We start from the raw sequence: 14,379 nt of genomic DNA, 5'->3' as shown, positions 1-14,379 counted from the left end.
TAATTACGCTCCTGCGGCAATCACAAAAAGGCTTTTTTTCACACACTATTTTATGATTCATAATTTCAGAAATTGTTAATTTCTTATTACATCAATGAGTTCCATTCCAAGGGAATCGGTTCCAAAGTTTAGTTGCTTTGCTGTTTTCGCATATTTTGCTTAAATCAGCCCTGCTCACCCATTAGAAAAAACATTTAAACTTTTTATGAATAGCCTGATAAATGAACACTATCGTGATGAAAAATACAAAATTAACTGAAGTAAAGCTGAAAACAGGTGCCCGCTTTACAGCACGTTTATCGTTCACCATATCCTTTTATTTTGTCTTAAAATTTTACTCAACGCTGGCAAGTAAAACCAGGTTTACACGACAGCAAGGCGCTCCTTCTTGCATCAGACAGCAGTCGAATGCATGGCTTTTATTTTCTTTAATTACAATAGATTAAGAAAAGATAAAACCTGTTATTTTTAACGCACGCTGGCGAAGTTTCGCTGTTCATCCATGAGTCCAGAAAAGGAGAAGATTTTTGCAATGAAATCCTTTACAAAAGCTCAAATTGACGCCAAGATAGGCCCTCAGTTAACTTGCTGTCTGACTGTGTCAGCAAATTAATGTTTTCTGAGTGTAAAGGCTGGACTACATCACATATTTTAATGAATCATTTAACAGATACGTTGAGATTTGCTAAGGTGTGTCAAAGCGTTAACCAATACCGAGCTTATGCCGCTTGTGAACTCTACGAAAAATGGCCTGAGCGACCCTTTTCCCTGGTGTTGGCGCAGTATTCGCGCACCCCGGCATAAGCCGGGGTCATTTTTTTTCAGGCTACTGCTTTTTTCTCGCTTCCTGTTGTGCAACCCACTCCCGTAATACCGCTACGTCGTGCTGCCACTCCTGTTTTAACTCGTCAATCCATTCCTGAACGTTATCCCACCAGGCAGGTAATTCCGGGCTTTGGATCTGCTTCGCCAGCTGTTGAAGATGTTGTAAGCCAACCGACCCTGCGGCGCCTTTAATTTTATGTCCTTCTTCCGCAATGCCCTTCTGATCGCGCGCCATCATATTCGAATCAAGCACTGCCAGATAGCCAGGCAACATCTGTTCAAACATATCCAGGCTGCGCGTGATTAAATCGGGGCCGACCAGCTCGATATATTGCTCCAGCATCGGCAGATCGAGCAGAGCCAGCTTCTTATTGTCTAAATCGGCCTGAGGCTCCGTCAGCGCCGTTTCCTGATAGTCCCAGAACTTTTTAATCATCGCGGTCAGAGCCGGCACCGCCAGCGGTTTGCTGAGGACATCATCCATACCGGCATCCAGATACTCTTTTTTATCCTTGAGTACGTTTGCGGTTAATGCCACTAACGGCGGCAATGTTTGCCCGCTAAAACGTTGATGAATAGCGCGCGCTACGTCCAGCCCGGTCATATCCGGCAGCTGAATATCCAGCAGGACCAGATCGAACTCATCAGGGTCAAACATGTCCAGAGCGGCCTGCCCGGTCATGGCGACCTCAACGCTATTTCCCAGCTTCTCCAGTACCGAACGCGCCACGATTACGTTCAGCTCAATATCTTCCACCAGCAGTACATGCAGCGCCGGTAATGGCATCTCATCCGCAGGCATTTCATCCTCCACTTCCTCAGCAATATGCGGCGCATTTAATGTCACCGTAAAGCAAGCACCCTCGCCGGGCTGGCTGCGCACAGTAATATCGCCGCCCATTGTCTGCGCCAGCCGCCGTGAAACAGCCAGCCCAATGCCGGTGCCGGTTGCAGGTTTACCGCCGTGCTGATCTTTAACCTGATAATACATCGCAAAGATCTTGTCCTGTTCGTCCAGTGGAATACCCATCCCTGAATCTTCAACTTCAAAGCGTAGCTGCTCCGCTTCGTAGGATACCCGCACGATAATTTCGCCCTGCTGGGTAAATTTCACCGCATTACCGATGAGGTTCCACAGAATCTGGCGCAGACGCGTACCGTCGGCGATGATTTTATGCGGCAGCGGCAGATGCGGCTGCAAGACAAATTTTAGCCCTTTCGGCTGGGCTAACAGGCCGGAGAGATTTTCTAAATCCGCCAGGAAACCGGTGAAATCGAGCGGCTGATTATCGAGCTGTACCTTGCGGCGCTCGATCTTATCCATCTCAATAACGTCATTGAAAATATTGCCCAGCGTTATCGCTGAAACGTGGATAGTTTTCAGGTATTTCAACTGTTCCTGATTGAGTTCGGTATCCAGCAGAATGCGGCTCAACCCTACAATGCCGTTTAACGGCGTACGCAGTTCATGGCTGATAGTAGAAATAAAGGTGGTCTTCTCGCGGCTGGCGTTTTCCAGCGCGTCCTGGTAACGCTTGCGTTCCGTTATATCGCGTCCAAAGCCCATCAGACCGCTACGTTTACCGACGCGGTCGTAATAAGGTACTTTTCGAATTTCAAAACAGGCTTTGCGACCATCTGGGTATTGCAGCCACTGCTCATAGGTTAGAGAAACGTTATGCCGGAACACTTTTTCGTCAGTTTCCAGCACTTTCGCTGCCGCTTCTTCGTCGTAGACTTCTTTCGGTGTCAGGCCGATCAGCTGCTTCTCGCTTTTCCCGGTTAGCAGCTCCATCGCCCGGTTACAGCCGGAAAATTGTTGATCGATATTGCGGTAAAAGACTAAATCGGGCGAGGCATCGAGGAAAGAACGTAAGAAGGAAGATTGTTGCTCAAGTTCGATTTGCGCCTGTTCGCGCCGCGCCATCTCCTCTTTCAGCTTATCGACAACCAGCAAACGCGCCTCTTCGGCTTTGATACGATCGGTGATTTCCTGGTTGAGCTGGCTGATGTTCTCCTTCATCTGGTGGTTAAGTTCCAAATCACGTTTGCGCATCTCTTCCAGCTTATCTACCAGCCGCGCCAACCTTTGGCGTGATTCTTCCAGTTGCTCAACCACAACGGAGAGAAAGTAGACTGCCCACGGCGTAATCAACAGGCCGAAAAAAACGGAACGGACCATATCAATACTTTCAACATGGCCGCGCAGCAGCATCGTGACGGCCATTTGCACCACCATGGCCAACACCACTAGCGCAGAAGCCAACAGCAGGGAAAAACGAATTAAACCCAGCTTAACCATCAAATCGACATAATATTGCGCCAACAGGCGAATTTGTTTCATAGCTGTTTCCTTCCCGGTCTCTTTTCCCATCATACCCCACTTTAATGCCGACGGGAGATGGCTGGCTCAAACTCACCTCAGGCAGGAAATAGCGTGGCTCTGCACTATTAAAGTGCAAATAAAGCGGCTTTGCTCGAAAATTAAGGTTAGCGGGCTAAAAGTATTGACTATTTTATGAAGTCGCATACATTGAAGGCCCTGTCCAGGCAGGTTTATTCCCACAATTGATGCTTTTCAAGGCAATGCCATCGCAGTGTCTTCTCTTCTCTTTTCTTTTATCCAAACGAATAATCATTCAAATTAAGCGTTTTTTTAGGCACTCTTTGCTTGATTAATTTTCCTTATAACACGTCGCAATTTACCTTCAATAAGTTGCCATAAGAAAAACAGATACATTCCGCCTCTGAAGGGTATTTGGTAGCAGATAATACTACAATACGCGCCAGCACTAGCATGGTGCAGAGATTTGGCCACTACCCCATAGTGAGTCAGCTCACACTTCTTCCCGTCAGGCTTGTTATTACAGCAGGACAATAAACACCATAAAAACCATATAAAACAAATATTTAATCGAATAAAGTCGCAAAAAGCATAAGTAAGAACGCTATTTGACCTCTTTGCGCTTTCCCGATAAGTTGGAAATCCGCTGGAAGCTTTTCGGATGAGTGTTCCACTCATCATATTTATGCAGTAATTGAGATTCCCTCTGAAACAAGTCCGCAATACTTGTGACACCGATGCCTGAGGCTATGAATGGGAGCTAATGCGACATGTGAGCGTATGAAACGCCAGCCTGCCGCCAGCCCTTTCTACGCCTGCCATCGGCGCCGGGAATCCGCAGAGCCTGGGGAGGTTCACTGAAATGTTGTACGATAAATCCCTTGAAAAGGATAACTGTGGTTTCGGCCTGATCGCTCATATTGAAGGCGAACCCAGCCATAAAGTGGTTCGCACCGCTATTCACGCCCTGGCTCGTATGCAGCACCGTGGCGCAATCCTTGCTGACGGCAAGACCGGTGACGGCTGCGGCCTGTTATTACAAAAGCCTGACCGCTTTTTTCGCGTTGTCGCCGAAGAACAGAACTGGCGCTTAGCGAAAAATTACGCTGTAGGCATGCTGTTTCTTAGCCAGGACGATGAGAAAGCCCGCGCCAGCCGCCGCATTGTCGAAGAAGAAGTGCTGCGTGAAACCTTATCGATTGTCGGCTGGCGTGACGTGCCGACCAATCAGGACGTTCTCGGTGAGATTGCCCTCTCCTCTCTGCCGCGCATTGAGCAGATTTTTATTAATGCGCCTGCGGGCTGGCGTCCACGCGATATGGAGCGTCGTCTCTATATGGCGCGCCGCCGTATTGAAAAACGTATTGAAGCGTTAGGCGATAAAGAATTCTATATTTGTAGCTTCTCTAACCAGGTCAATATTTATAAAGGTCTCTGTATGCCGGCAGATCTGCCGCGCTTTTACCTGGACCTGGCGGATCTGCGTCTGGAATCGGCCATTTGCCTGTTCCATCAGCGTTTTTCGACTAACACCGTACCGCGCTGGCCGCTGGCCCAGCCGTTCCGCTATATGGCGCACAATGGCGAAATCAACACCATTGCCGGCAATCGCCAGTGGGCGCGCGCGCGCGCCTACAAGTTCCAGACGCCGCTGATTCCCGATTTACAGGACGCTGCGCCTTTCGTTAATGAAACCGGCTCCGATTCCAGCTCAATGGATAACATGCTGGAATTGTTCCTTAACGGCGGCATGGATCTGATCCGTGCAATGCGTCTGCTGGTGCCACCGGCCTGGCAGAACAACCCCGATATGGACCCAGAGCTGCGCGCCTTCTTTGACTTTAACTCCATGCATATGGAACCTTGGGACGGCCCGGCCGGTATCGTTATGTCGGACGGCCGTTATGCCGCCTGTAACCTCGACCGTAACGGCCTGCGTCCGGCGCGCTATGTCATTACCAAAGACAAGCTGATCACCTGCGCCTCTGAAGTCGGCATCTGGGATTACCAGCCGGATGAAGTGCTGGAGAAAGGCCGCGTAGGGCCTGGCGAGCTGATGGTCATCGATACACGCTCTGGCCGTATTCTGCATTCCGCTGAAACCGATAACGATCTGAAAAGCCGTCATCCTTATCAGTCGTGGATGGAGAAAAACGTTAAGCGTCTGGTGCCGTTTGAAGATCTGCCTGACGATCAGGTGGGCAGCCGCGAGCTGGACGATACGTCGCTGGCGACTTATCAGAAACAGTTCGGTTACAGCAGCGAAGAGCTGGATCAGATTATTCGCGTGCTGGGCGAGAATGGTCAGGAAGCGGTGGGATCAATGGGTGACGATACGCCGTTCGCCGTGTTGTCCAGCCGTCCGCGCATTATTTATGACTATTTCCGTCAGCAGTTTGCGCAGGTGACCAACCCGCCAATCGATCCGCTGCGCGAAAATCATGTGATGTCGCTGGCAACCAGTATTGGTCGCGAGATGAATGTCTTTTGCGAAGCGGAAGGCCAGGCGCATCGCGTCTCGTTTAAATCACCGATTCTGCTCTATTCAGATTTCCGTCAGCTGACCACGATGGAAGGCGAATACTATCGCGCTGACACGCTGGACTGCACCTTTAATCCGGCCGAGCAGACGCTGGAAGCAACCATCCATCAACTCTGCGATCGGGCTGAAAGCATGGTGCGCAACGGCACGGTGTTATTGGTACTTTCCGATCGGGCGATTGCCGAGCATCGTCTGCCGGTTCCGGCGCCGATGATCGTGGGCGCGGTTCAGACGCGCCTGGTAGAAAAAAATCTGCGCTGCGACGCCAATATCATCGTTGAAACCGCCAGCGCACGCGATCCGCATCATTTCGCTGTGCTGTTGGGCTTCGGCGCGACAGCTATCTATCCTTACCTCGCTTATGAATCGCTGGCGAAAATGGCTGACAGCGGCGTGATCGAAAAAGATTACCGCACCTTGATGTTGAACTACCGTAACGGCATCAACAAAGGTCTGTATAAAATCATGTCCAAAATGGGCATCTCAACTATCGCTTCTTACCGTTGTTCTAAGCTGTTCGAGGCGGTCGGCCTGCATAAAGATGTCTCTTCGCTCTGTTTCCAGGGTGTCGTCAGCCGTATTAACGGTTCGAACTTTACCGATTTCCAACAGGATCTGGTTAACCTGGCGAAACGCGCCTGGCTGCAGCGTAAACCGCTCGATCAGGGCGGATTGCTGAAATATGTTCACGGCGGGGAATATCACGCCTATAACCCGGACGTCGTAGGCACGCTGCAAAAAGCGGTACAGAGCGGAGAATACAGCGACTACCAGCTTTATGCCCGTACGGTCAATGAGCGTCCGGTCGCAACGCTGCGCGATTTGCTGGAGATCCAGCCAGGCACGCAGCCGGTCAGACTGGATGAGGTTGAGCCTGCCAGCGAACTGTACAAGCGTTTCGATACCGCAGCCATGTCTATCGGCGCGCTGAGCCCGGAGGCGCATGAGTCGTTGGCGGAAGCGATGAACAGCCTGGGCGGCTACTCTAACTCCGGCGAAGGCGGCGAGGATCCGGCACGTTACGGTACCAATAAGGTTTCGCGTATCAAGCAGGTGGCTTCCGGTCGTTTTGGCGTAACGCCTGCTTACCTGGTCAATGCCGATGTCATTCAGATCAAAGTCGCGCAGGGTGCGAAACCCGGCGAAGGCGGCCAGCTGCCGGGCGATAAGGTCACGCCTTATATTGCCAAGCTGCGTTATTCCGTGCCGGGCGTTACGCTGATTTCACCGCCGCCGCACCATGACATCTACTCGATTGAAGACCTGGCGCAGCTGATTTTCGACCTGAAGCAGGTCAATCCGAAAGCGATGATTTCCGTGAAGCTGGTTTCCGAACCGGGCGTGGGCACTATCGCTACCGGCGTAGCGAAAGCCTATGCCGATTTGATTACCATTGCTGGCTATGATGGCGGCACCGGCGCCAGCCCGCTCAGCTCGGTGAAATATGCCGGCTGTCCGTGGGAGCTGGGGCTGGTTGAAACGCAGCAGGCATTGGTCGCTAACGGCCTGCGTCACAAGATCCGCCTTCAGGTGGACGGCGGCCTGAAAACCGGACGCGACATCATCAAGGCGGCGATTCTGGGCGCGGAAAGCTTCGGCTTCGGAACCGGGCCGATGGTGGCGCTGGGCTGTAAATATCTGCGTATTTGCCATCTGAACAACTGTGCGACTGGCGTGGCGACGCAGGATGAAAAACTGCGTAAAAACCACTACCACGGGCTGCCGTATCGCGTGACGAACTACTTCCAGTTTATCGCGCAGGAAACGCGGGAAATTATGGCCGAGCTGGGCGTTACGCGGTTGGTAGACCTTATCGGTCGTACCGATCTGCTGAAAGTGCTGGACGGCTTTACAGCGAAACAGCAGAACCTGGATCTTTCATCGCTGCTGGTTACGGCAACGCCGATGCCAGGCAAAGCGGTCTACTGTACCGAAGGCAGCAACCCGCCGTTTGATAAGGGCGACCTTAACAAAGCGCTGTTGCAGCAGGCGATGCCTTATGTGGAAGCGAAGCAGAGCAAAACGTTCTGGTTTGATATTCGCAATACCGATCGTTCCGTTGGCGCGACGCTCTCCGGCGCCATTGCCGCGATCCATGGCGATCAGGGCCTGGCCGCCGATCCGATTAAGATCCACTACAGCGGTACGGCGGGACAGAGCTTCGGCGTATGGAATGCCGGCGGCGTTGAGCAAACCCTTACCGGCGACGCCAACGACTACGTTGGTAAAGGCATGGCTGGCGGCATTCTCGCTATTCGTCCGCCGGTTGGCTCCGCTTTCCGCAGCCATGAAGCCACGATCGCCGGCAACACCTGCCTGTATGGCGCCACCGGCGGCAAACTGTTTGCAGCAGGTCGCGCAGGCGAACGCTTTGCGGTACGTAACTCCGGCGCCATTACCGTCGTCGAAGGTATTGGCGACAACGGTTGTGAATATATGACCGGCGGCATTGTTTGCGTACTGGGTAAAACCGGCGTCAACTTTGGCGCGGGCATGACCGGCGGCTTCGCCTATGTACTGGATGAAGACGGCGAGTTCCGCAAACGTGTTAACCCGGAGCTGGTGGAAGTGCTGAGCGTGGACGAACTGGCGATTCATGAAGAACATCTGCGCGGTCTGATTACCGAGCATGTTCAACATACCGGCTCGTCGCGTGGCGAAGAAATTCTGGCTAACTGGCCAGCCTGGTCAGCCAAATTTGCGCTGGTCAAACCTAAATCCAGTGATGTCAAAGCATTGTTGGGGCATCGTAGTCGTTCCGCAGCAGAGCTGCGGGTGCAGGCGCAGTAAGAGGTCACCATGAGTCAAAACGTTTATCAGTTTATCGACTTGCAGCGCGTTGATCCGCCGAAAAAGCCGCTCAAGATCCGTAAAATTGAGTTTGTAGAAATCTACGAAACTTTTTCGGAGAGTCAGGCTAAGGCGCAGGCGGATCGCTGCTTGTCATGCGGTAACCCCTACTGCGAATGGAAGTGTCCGGTTCATAACTACATTCCGAACTGGCTGAAGCTGGCCAATGAAGGTCGCATTATCGAGGCCGCTGAGCTATCGCACCAGACGAACAGTCTGCCAGAAGTTTGCGGGCGCGTTTGCCCGCAGGATCGCCTGTGCGAAGGCTCCTGCACGCTTAACGATGAGTTCGGCGCCGTCACCATCGGCAATATCGAACGCTATATTAACGATAAGGCGATGGAAATGGGCTGGCGCCCCGATCTGTCGCACGTTAAGCCCACCGGAAAACGCGTTGCGATTATTGGCGCGGGCCCGGCTGGTCTCGCCTGCGCTGACGTATTAACCCGTAACGGCGTGAAAGCGGTGGTTTACGATCGTCATCCAGAGATTGGCGGCCTGCTGACCTTCGGCATTCCGGCCTTTAAGCTGGAAAAAGAAGTGATGACGCGCCGCCGTGAAATGTTTACCGAAATGGGTATTGAGTTCCAGCTCAATACTGAGGTCGGCCGTGATATCCAGCTCAGTGACCTGATTAGCGAGTTTGATGCTGTTTTCCTTGGCGTCGGCACCTATCAGTCCATGCGTGGCGGCCTGGAAAACGAAGATGCGCCGGGCGTCTATGATGCGCTTCCTTTCCTGATTGCCAACACGCGTCAGATTATGGGATTCAGCGAACTGACTGAGCAGCCCTATATCAATATGCAGAATAAACGCGTCGTGGTGCTGGGCGGCGGCGATACGGCGATGGACTGCGTGCGTACCTCTATTCGTCAGGGCGCGACTCACGTTACCTGTGCCTATCGTCGTGATGAAGAAAATATGCCGGGCTCACGCCGTGAAGTTAAAAACGCGCGTGAGGAAGGCGTAGAGTTCCAGTTCAACCTGCAGCCGCTGGGAATTGAAGTGAACGGCAATGGCCGCGTTTGTGGCGTGCGGGTTGCCCGCACTGAAATGGGACAGCCCGATGCGCAAGGCCGTCGTCGCGCGGAAATCGTGCCGGGCTCTGAGCATATTCTGCCTGCGGACGCCGTAGTGGTCGCCTTCGGCTTCCGTCCACATAAAATGGAATGGCTGGAGCAGTTTAGCGTTGAGCTGGACAGCCAGGGACGCATCATCGCACCAGAAGGTCATGAAAATGCCTTCCAGACCACTAACCCGAAAATCTTCGCCGGTGGTGATGCGGTGCGCGGTTCTGATTTAGTGGTAACTGCGATTGCGGAAGGACGTAAGGCTGCAGAAGGGATTATGAACTACCTGGAAGTTTAATCATCTCACCCGATGAAAAAAGCCCGCAATGAAGCATTGCGGGCTTTTTTATGATGGCCGTCTGGCTCCGCTATAACGCGACGTCAGGTTATCCATAATGAGAAAAAGTAAGGTAAACGCCAATAAAAAAAACGGGCCTTCAGGCCCGCTCTTTTATTTAACGACGCGTAAAGCTGGACGCCCGCCACGCGGCGGCGGATCGTCGTCAGGATTATCACTGTCAGATTCAGCATCATCAGGACGATCGCCATCAATCACTGACATAACCGTTTCTTCCTGACCTTGTGACAGCTCATCCGTATCCTGTAGCTCATAAGCAGGCTCAGGCTCAAACATGGTGCCCGCGCCATTTTCACGCGCATAGATTGCCAGCACCGCTGCGATAGGCACGGTTACCTGACGTGGAACGCCGCCGAAGCGCGCGTTAAAGCGCACTTCATCATTACCTAGCTCCAGATTACCCACCGCGCGTGGCGCGATATTCAATACAATCTGTCCGTCGCGCGCATATTCGAGCGGCACCAAAACGCCAGGCTGATTAATGTCCACCACCAAATGCGGGGTCAACTGGTTATCCAGCAACCATTCATAGAAGGCGCGCAACAGATAAGGACGGCGAGCGGTAAGCTGAGACATTTCCATAGCCGTTAGCCCCGGGCTTGCAGGCGCATTTCGCGTTCTGCTTCGGTCAGCGAAGCGAGGAAAGAGTCACGCTCAAAAACGCGCGTCATATAGCCTTTCAGCTCTTTCGTACCGCTTCCGACCAGTTCTACGCCGAGCAGCGGCAAACGCCACAGCAGCGGAGCCAGATAGCAGTCCACCAGGCTAAACTCTTCGCTCAGGAAGAAAGGTGTGCGGGTAAACAGCGGCGCAATGGCCAGCAGCTCTTCACGCAGCTGTTTGCGCGCCGTTTCCGCCTGTTGAGCGGAGCCGGTTTCGATGGTGCGCATCAGGCTGTACCAGTCCTGCTCAATACGATGCATCATCAAACGACTTTCACCACGGGCAACCGGATAAACAGGCATCAGCGGCGGATGCGGGAAACGTTCGTCGAGGTATTCCATAATGATGCGTGATTGATACAGCGTCAGCTCACGATCGACCAGCGTAGGCACGGTACGATACGGGTTGAGGTCAATCAGATCCTGCGGCAGATTATCCATTTCAACCTGCTCGATCTCTACGCTGACACCTTTTTCTGCCAGTACGATACGCACCTGATGGCTGAAAATGTCAGTCGGACCAGAAAACAGCGTCATTACCGAACGTTTGTTGGCAGCGACAGCCATGAAAACCTCCAAGTTTATCCAGAATACAGTGCGAATAGCCAACCGCGCGGCGACTAACCTGCTTGACGAAACCACCCGTTAGCCAAAGCTACGTCGATCCTTTCCTGTCAGGACGCTCTCCGTTTAACGGGCGCAAAGTGACAGTCAGTTTACCAGATTTTAGGCAGTTTGTGGGGAAGCAACAAAAGAATTGCCGCTTAAAAGCCAGTGTTTCCCTCTGTTTCACTGCTTTTCGGGCATAAAAAAACCCAGCGCCAGGCGCCGGGTTTTTTGCAACTGCTGCTGCCGAAGCAGAAACAATTAACGTTTGGAGAACTGCGGACGACGACGTGCTTTACGCAGGCCGACTTTCTTACGTTCAACTTCACGAGCATCACGAGTAACGAAGCCAGCTTTACGCAGTTCGCCACGCAGGGACTCGTCGTACTCCATCAGAGCGCGGGTGATACCGTGACGGATCGCACCAGCCTGACCGGAGATACCACCACCTTTAACGGTGATGTACAGATCGAATTTACCAACCAGGTCCAGCAGTTCCAGCGGCTGACGAACTACCATGCGGGCAGTTTCACGACCGAAGTACTGTTCCAGAGAACGCTGGTTGATTACGATGTTACCGCTACCCGGCTTGATAAAGACGCGAGCGGAAGAGCTTTTGCGGCGACCAGTGCCGTAGTTTTGATTCTCAGCCATTGCCTGTAATCCCGATTAAATGTCAAGAACTTGCGGTTGCTGTGCCGCATGGTTGTGCTCGTTGCCCGCGTAAACTTTCAGTTTACGGTACATAGCACGACCCAGCGGGCCCTTCGGCAGCATACCTTTAACCGCGATTTCAATTACACGCTCAGGACGGCGAGCAATCATCTCTTCGAAGGTCGCTTGCTTGATACCACCGATGTGACCGGTGTGGTGATAATAGATCTTATCGCTACGCTTGTTACCGGTTACGGCAACTTTTTCTGCGTTCAGAACGATGATGTAATCACCTGTATCAACGTGCGGAGTGTATTCCGCTTTATGCTTGCCACGCAGACGGCGAGCCAGTTCAGTCGCTAAACGACCTAAAGTTTTGCCCGTCGCGTCAACGACATACCAGTCACGTTGGACGGTTTCTGGCTTAGCTGTAAAAGTTTTCATCTAAAAGCTTACCCAAATTAAGTTACACGTTGGTGAAATCCCAAACGCTTGAATAAACGGTTGAGGCTCACACGACCTTATCGACCAGCAAGCCACCCCCTCGGACAGTTTTGCCGGTGCTACAAAGTTTCTGGGAAAAAAAACTTTGCCGTAACGTGGGGTCGCAAGATTATAGAGAAGTCGTTGCTAAAAATCGATCACTTTTCTTCAAAAAAAGTGCCTGCTTCAGGAGAGGTGCTTCAGACGCAAATACTCTTCGCTCTGCATCTCCTGCAGGCGCGACAGACAGCGCTGATATTCGAATTTCAGCCGTTCGCCCTGATAAATCTCAAACAGCGACGCCTCGGCGGAAACCACTAGCTTGACGTGACGTTCGTAAAATTCATCCACCAACGCCAGAAAGCGGCGCGCCCGGTCTTCGCTGCGCGCCCGCATTACCGGCACATCCAGCAACAAAACGCTATGAAAGCGGCGCGACAGCTCAATATAGTCATGCTGGCTGCGCCCTTCTCCGCAAAGCGTGGCGAAATCTATCGCCAGCACGCCTTTTTCGACGCCCTGCGTCGGCAGCTGGCGATGATTGATTTCCAGCACCGGCTTCTCTTGCGCAGTTTGTCCCGCCAACGCAACAAACATCCGTTCCATCTCGCGCTGCGTTTCCTCATTGAGCGGTGAGATCCAGAGATGTGCCGACGTTAAGGTGCGCAAGCGGTAATCAATGCCCGCATCGACGTTCATAATTTCACAATGCTGCTTTATCTGGTCAATAGCAGGTAAGAAACGCGCGCGCTGCAGACCGTTGCGATAGAGTTCATCAGGCGGAATATTGGAGGTTGCCACCAGCGTAATGCCGCGCGCAAATAGCGCTTCCATCAGCGTACCCAGCAGCATGGCGTCGGTAATATCGGAAACGAAAAACTCATCGAAGCACAGTACATCTGTTTGCGCTTTAAAACGATCGGCGACGATTTCCAGCGGATCGCTTTCGCCCTGTAGCGCAGTCAGCTCTTCATGCACGCGCAGCATAAAACGATGAAAGTGGAGCCGCAGCTTGCGCTCGCCAGGAATAGACTGAAAAAAGAGATCCATTACCCAGGTTTTTCCGCGACCGACTCCGCCCCACATATACAGCCCGCGCACCGGCAGCAAATCACCGCTTTTCTCCTTGCCCAGCAGCTTACCCAACTTGCCGCGCCAGCCCGACGCAGGCGCCTGCGCTGCGGATTGCCGGGCGATAAGTGCCTGCTGGATCGCCTCTAAACGGCTTATGGCAGCATGCTGTACTTCATCAGGCTGATATTCGCCTTTATCCAGCGCCTGCTGATAGCGCGCCAGCGGAGAGATGGTTTGCATTGTTAATCCTGCTTTCCTAAAAAATGTCAGGCAACTCTCTGTTTGCCGAAAAAAAGTTCGTTCTACACTAAGCGATGCTGCCGCAGGATTCCACTTCCATAAGATTAACGGTTATAGTGGCTATTATTGAAGTGGAACGCCCTACGGAACAACGAGGACAATACGGGAGTCATTATGACCTGGGAATACGGGCTAATTGGTTTAGTCATTGGCATTATTATCGGCGCCGTCGCCATGCGTTTTGGTAATAAAAAATTGCGCGAGCAGCGCAGCCTGCAGTATGAGCTGGAGAAATCCAAAGCGGAGCTGGCGGATTATCGCGAAGAGTTAACCAACCACTTTGCCCATAGCGCTGAGCTGCTGGACAACATGGCGCGTGATTATCGCCAGCTCTATCAGCATATGGCGAAAGGATCTAACGATCTGTTACCCAATCTGCCAGGCGAGAAAAACCCGTTCGCTTACCAGCTGACTGAAGCGGAAGCGGATAACGATCAGGCGCCGGTACAAATGCCGCGCGATTATTCGGAAAATGCTTCCGGTCTGCTGCGTAGCGAGCGTACGCCACGCGACTGATTAACAGGGCGCGCCAGCGCCCTTTTCCTCAATGATTTATCAGGCCGGCCACCTTTATTTGGCACGCAACTCTATCTTTTCCCCCTGTTGAGCAG

At 52.5% G+C, this 14,379-nt stretch carries 9 protein-coding genes; 3 read left to right on the top strand and 6 right to left on the bottom strand.

The window, feature by feature from the left end; translation table 11 throughout:
- Positions 1 to 826: 826 nt before the first annotated feature.
- A complete protein-coding gene (gene arcB / locus P3C52_RS14025) occupies positions 827 to 3,169 on the bottom strand; it encodes an aerobic respiration two-component sensor histidine kinase ArcB (RefSeq protein ID WP_275555593.1) in 2,343 nt (780 codons plus the stop codon).
- 862 nt (positions 3,170 to 4,031) lie between these two features.
- Between arcB and gltB the strand changes: the two genes are divergently transcribed.
- Complete coding sequence (gene gltB / locus P3C52_RS14020; RefSeq protein WP_275555592.1) at positions 4,032 to 8,501, top strand: glutamate synthase large subunit; 4,470 nt, start codon at positions 4,032 to 4,034, stop codon at positions 8,499 to 8,501.
- A gap of 9 nt (positions 8,502 to 8,510) precedes the next feature.
- On the top strand, positions 8,511 to 9,929 hold the full coding sequence (locus tag P3C52_RS14015) for a glutamate synthase small subunit (RefSeq protein ID WP_275555591.1): 1,419 nt from the start codon (positions 8,511 to 8,513) through the stop codon (positions 9,927 to 9,929).
- A 153-nt stretch (positions 9,930 to 10,082) separates the two neighbouring features.
- Here the strand turns inward: P3C52_RS14015 and sspB are convergent, their stop codons facing one another.
- The 5 genes from sspB to zapE form a co-directional block, all read right to left on the bottom strand.
- On the bottom strand, positions 10,083 to 10,571 hold the full coding sequence (gene sspB / locus P3C52_RS14010; RefSeq protein WP_275555590.1) for a ClpXP protease specificity-enhancing factor: 489 nt from the start codon (positions 10,569 to 10,571) through the stop codon (positions 10,083 to 10,085).
- A 5-nt stretch (positions 10,572 to 10,576) separates the two neighbouring features.
- Positions 10,577 to 11,218, bottom strand: a complete 642-nt coding sequence (gene sspA / locus P3C52_RS14005) for a stringent starvation protein SspA (RefSeq protein WP_249893174.1) — start codon at positions 11,216 to 11,218, stop codon at positions 10,577 to 10,579.
- A gap of 300 nt (positions 11,219 to 11,518) precedes the next feature.
- Positions 11,519 to 11,911: a 30S ribosomal protein S9 gene (rpsI, locus tag P3C52_RS14000; RefSeq protein ID WP_085068355.1), complete on the bottom strand. Its 393-nt coding sequence runs from the start codon at positions 11,909 to 11,911 to the stop codon at positions 11,519 to 11,521.
- A 15-nt stretch (positions 11,912 to 11,926) separates the two neighbouring features.
- A complete protein-coding gene (gene rplM, locus P3C52_RS13995) occupies positions 11,927 to 12,355 on the bottom strand; it encodes a 50S ribosomal protein L13 (protein ID WP_006121722.1) in 429 nt (142 codons plus the stop codon).
- Between the two features lie 225 nt (positions 12,356 to 12,580).
- Entirely contained in the window at positions 12,581 to 13,708 is a 1,128-nt protein-coding gene (zapE, locus tag P3C52_RS13990; protein ID WP_275555589.1) for a cell division protein ZapE, read from the bottom strand.
- A 174-nt stretch (positions 13,709 to 13,882) separates the two neighbouring features.
- Between zapE and zapG the strand changes: the two genes are divergently transcribed.
- Positions 13,883 to 14,284, top strand: coding sequence for a Z-ring associated protein ZapG (gene zapG / locus P3C52_RS13985; RefSeq protein ID WP_275555587.1), 402 nt, complete (start codon positions 13,883 to 13,885; stop codon positions 14,282 to 14,284).
- Positions 14,285 to 14,379: the final 95 nt, after the last annotated feature.

Origin of the sequence: Mixta sp. Marseille-Q2659 (genome assembly GCF_940807255.1) — a bacterium.
Lineage (GTDB): Bacteria > Pseudomonadota > Gammaproteobacteria > Enterobacterales > Enterobacteriaceae > Mixta.
The sequence above is the reverse complement of the archived record's forward strand: the minus strand, read 5'-3'. Positions and strand labels throughout refer to the sequence as shown.

Coding starts and splice junctions, on each gene's coding strand:
- rplM (WP_006121722.1), bottom strand. CDS start 12,355: ATGAAAACTTTTACAGCTAAGCCAGAAACCGTCCAACGTGACTGGTAT.
- sspB (WP_275555590.1), bottom strand. CDS start 10,571: ATGGAAATGTCTCAGCTTACCGCTCGCCGTCCTTATCTGTTGCGCGCC.
- sspA (WP_249893174.1), bottom strand. CDS start 11,218: ATGGCTGTCGCTGCCAACAAACGTTCGGTAATGACGCTGTTTTCTGGT.
- gltB (WP_275555592.1), top strand. CDS start 4,032: ATGTTGTACGATAAATCCCTTGAAAAGGATAACTGTGGTTTCGGCCTG.
- P3C52_RS14015 (WP_275555591.1), top strand. CDS start 8,511: ATGAGTCAAAACGTTTATCAGTTTATCGACTTGCAGCGCGTTGATCCG.
- zapE (WP_275555589.1), bottom strand. CDS start 13,708: ATGCAAACCATCTCTCCGCTGGCGCGCTATCAGCAGGCGCTGGATAAA.
- arcB (WP_275555593.1), bottom strand. CDS start 3,169: ATGAAACAAATTCGCCTGTTGGCGCAATATTATGTCGATTTGATGGTT.
- rpsI (WP_085068355.1), bottom strand. CDS start 11,911: ATGGCTGAGAATCAAAACTACGGCACTGGTCGCCGCAAAAGCTCTTCC.
- zapG (WP_275555587.1), top strand. CDS start 13,883: ATGACCTGGGAATACGGGCTAATTGGTTTAGTCATTGGCATTATTATC.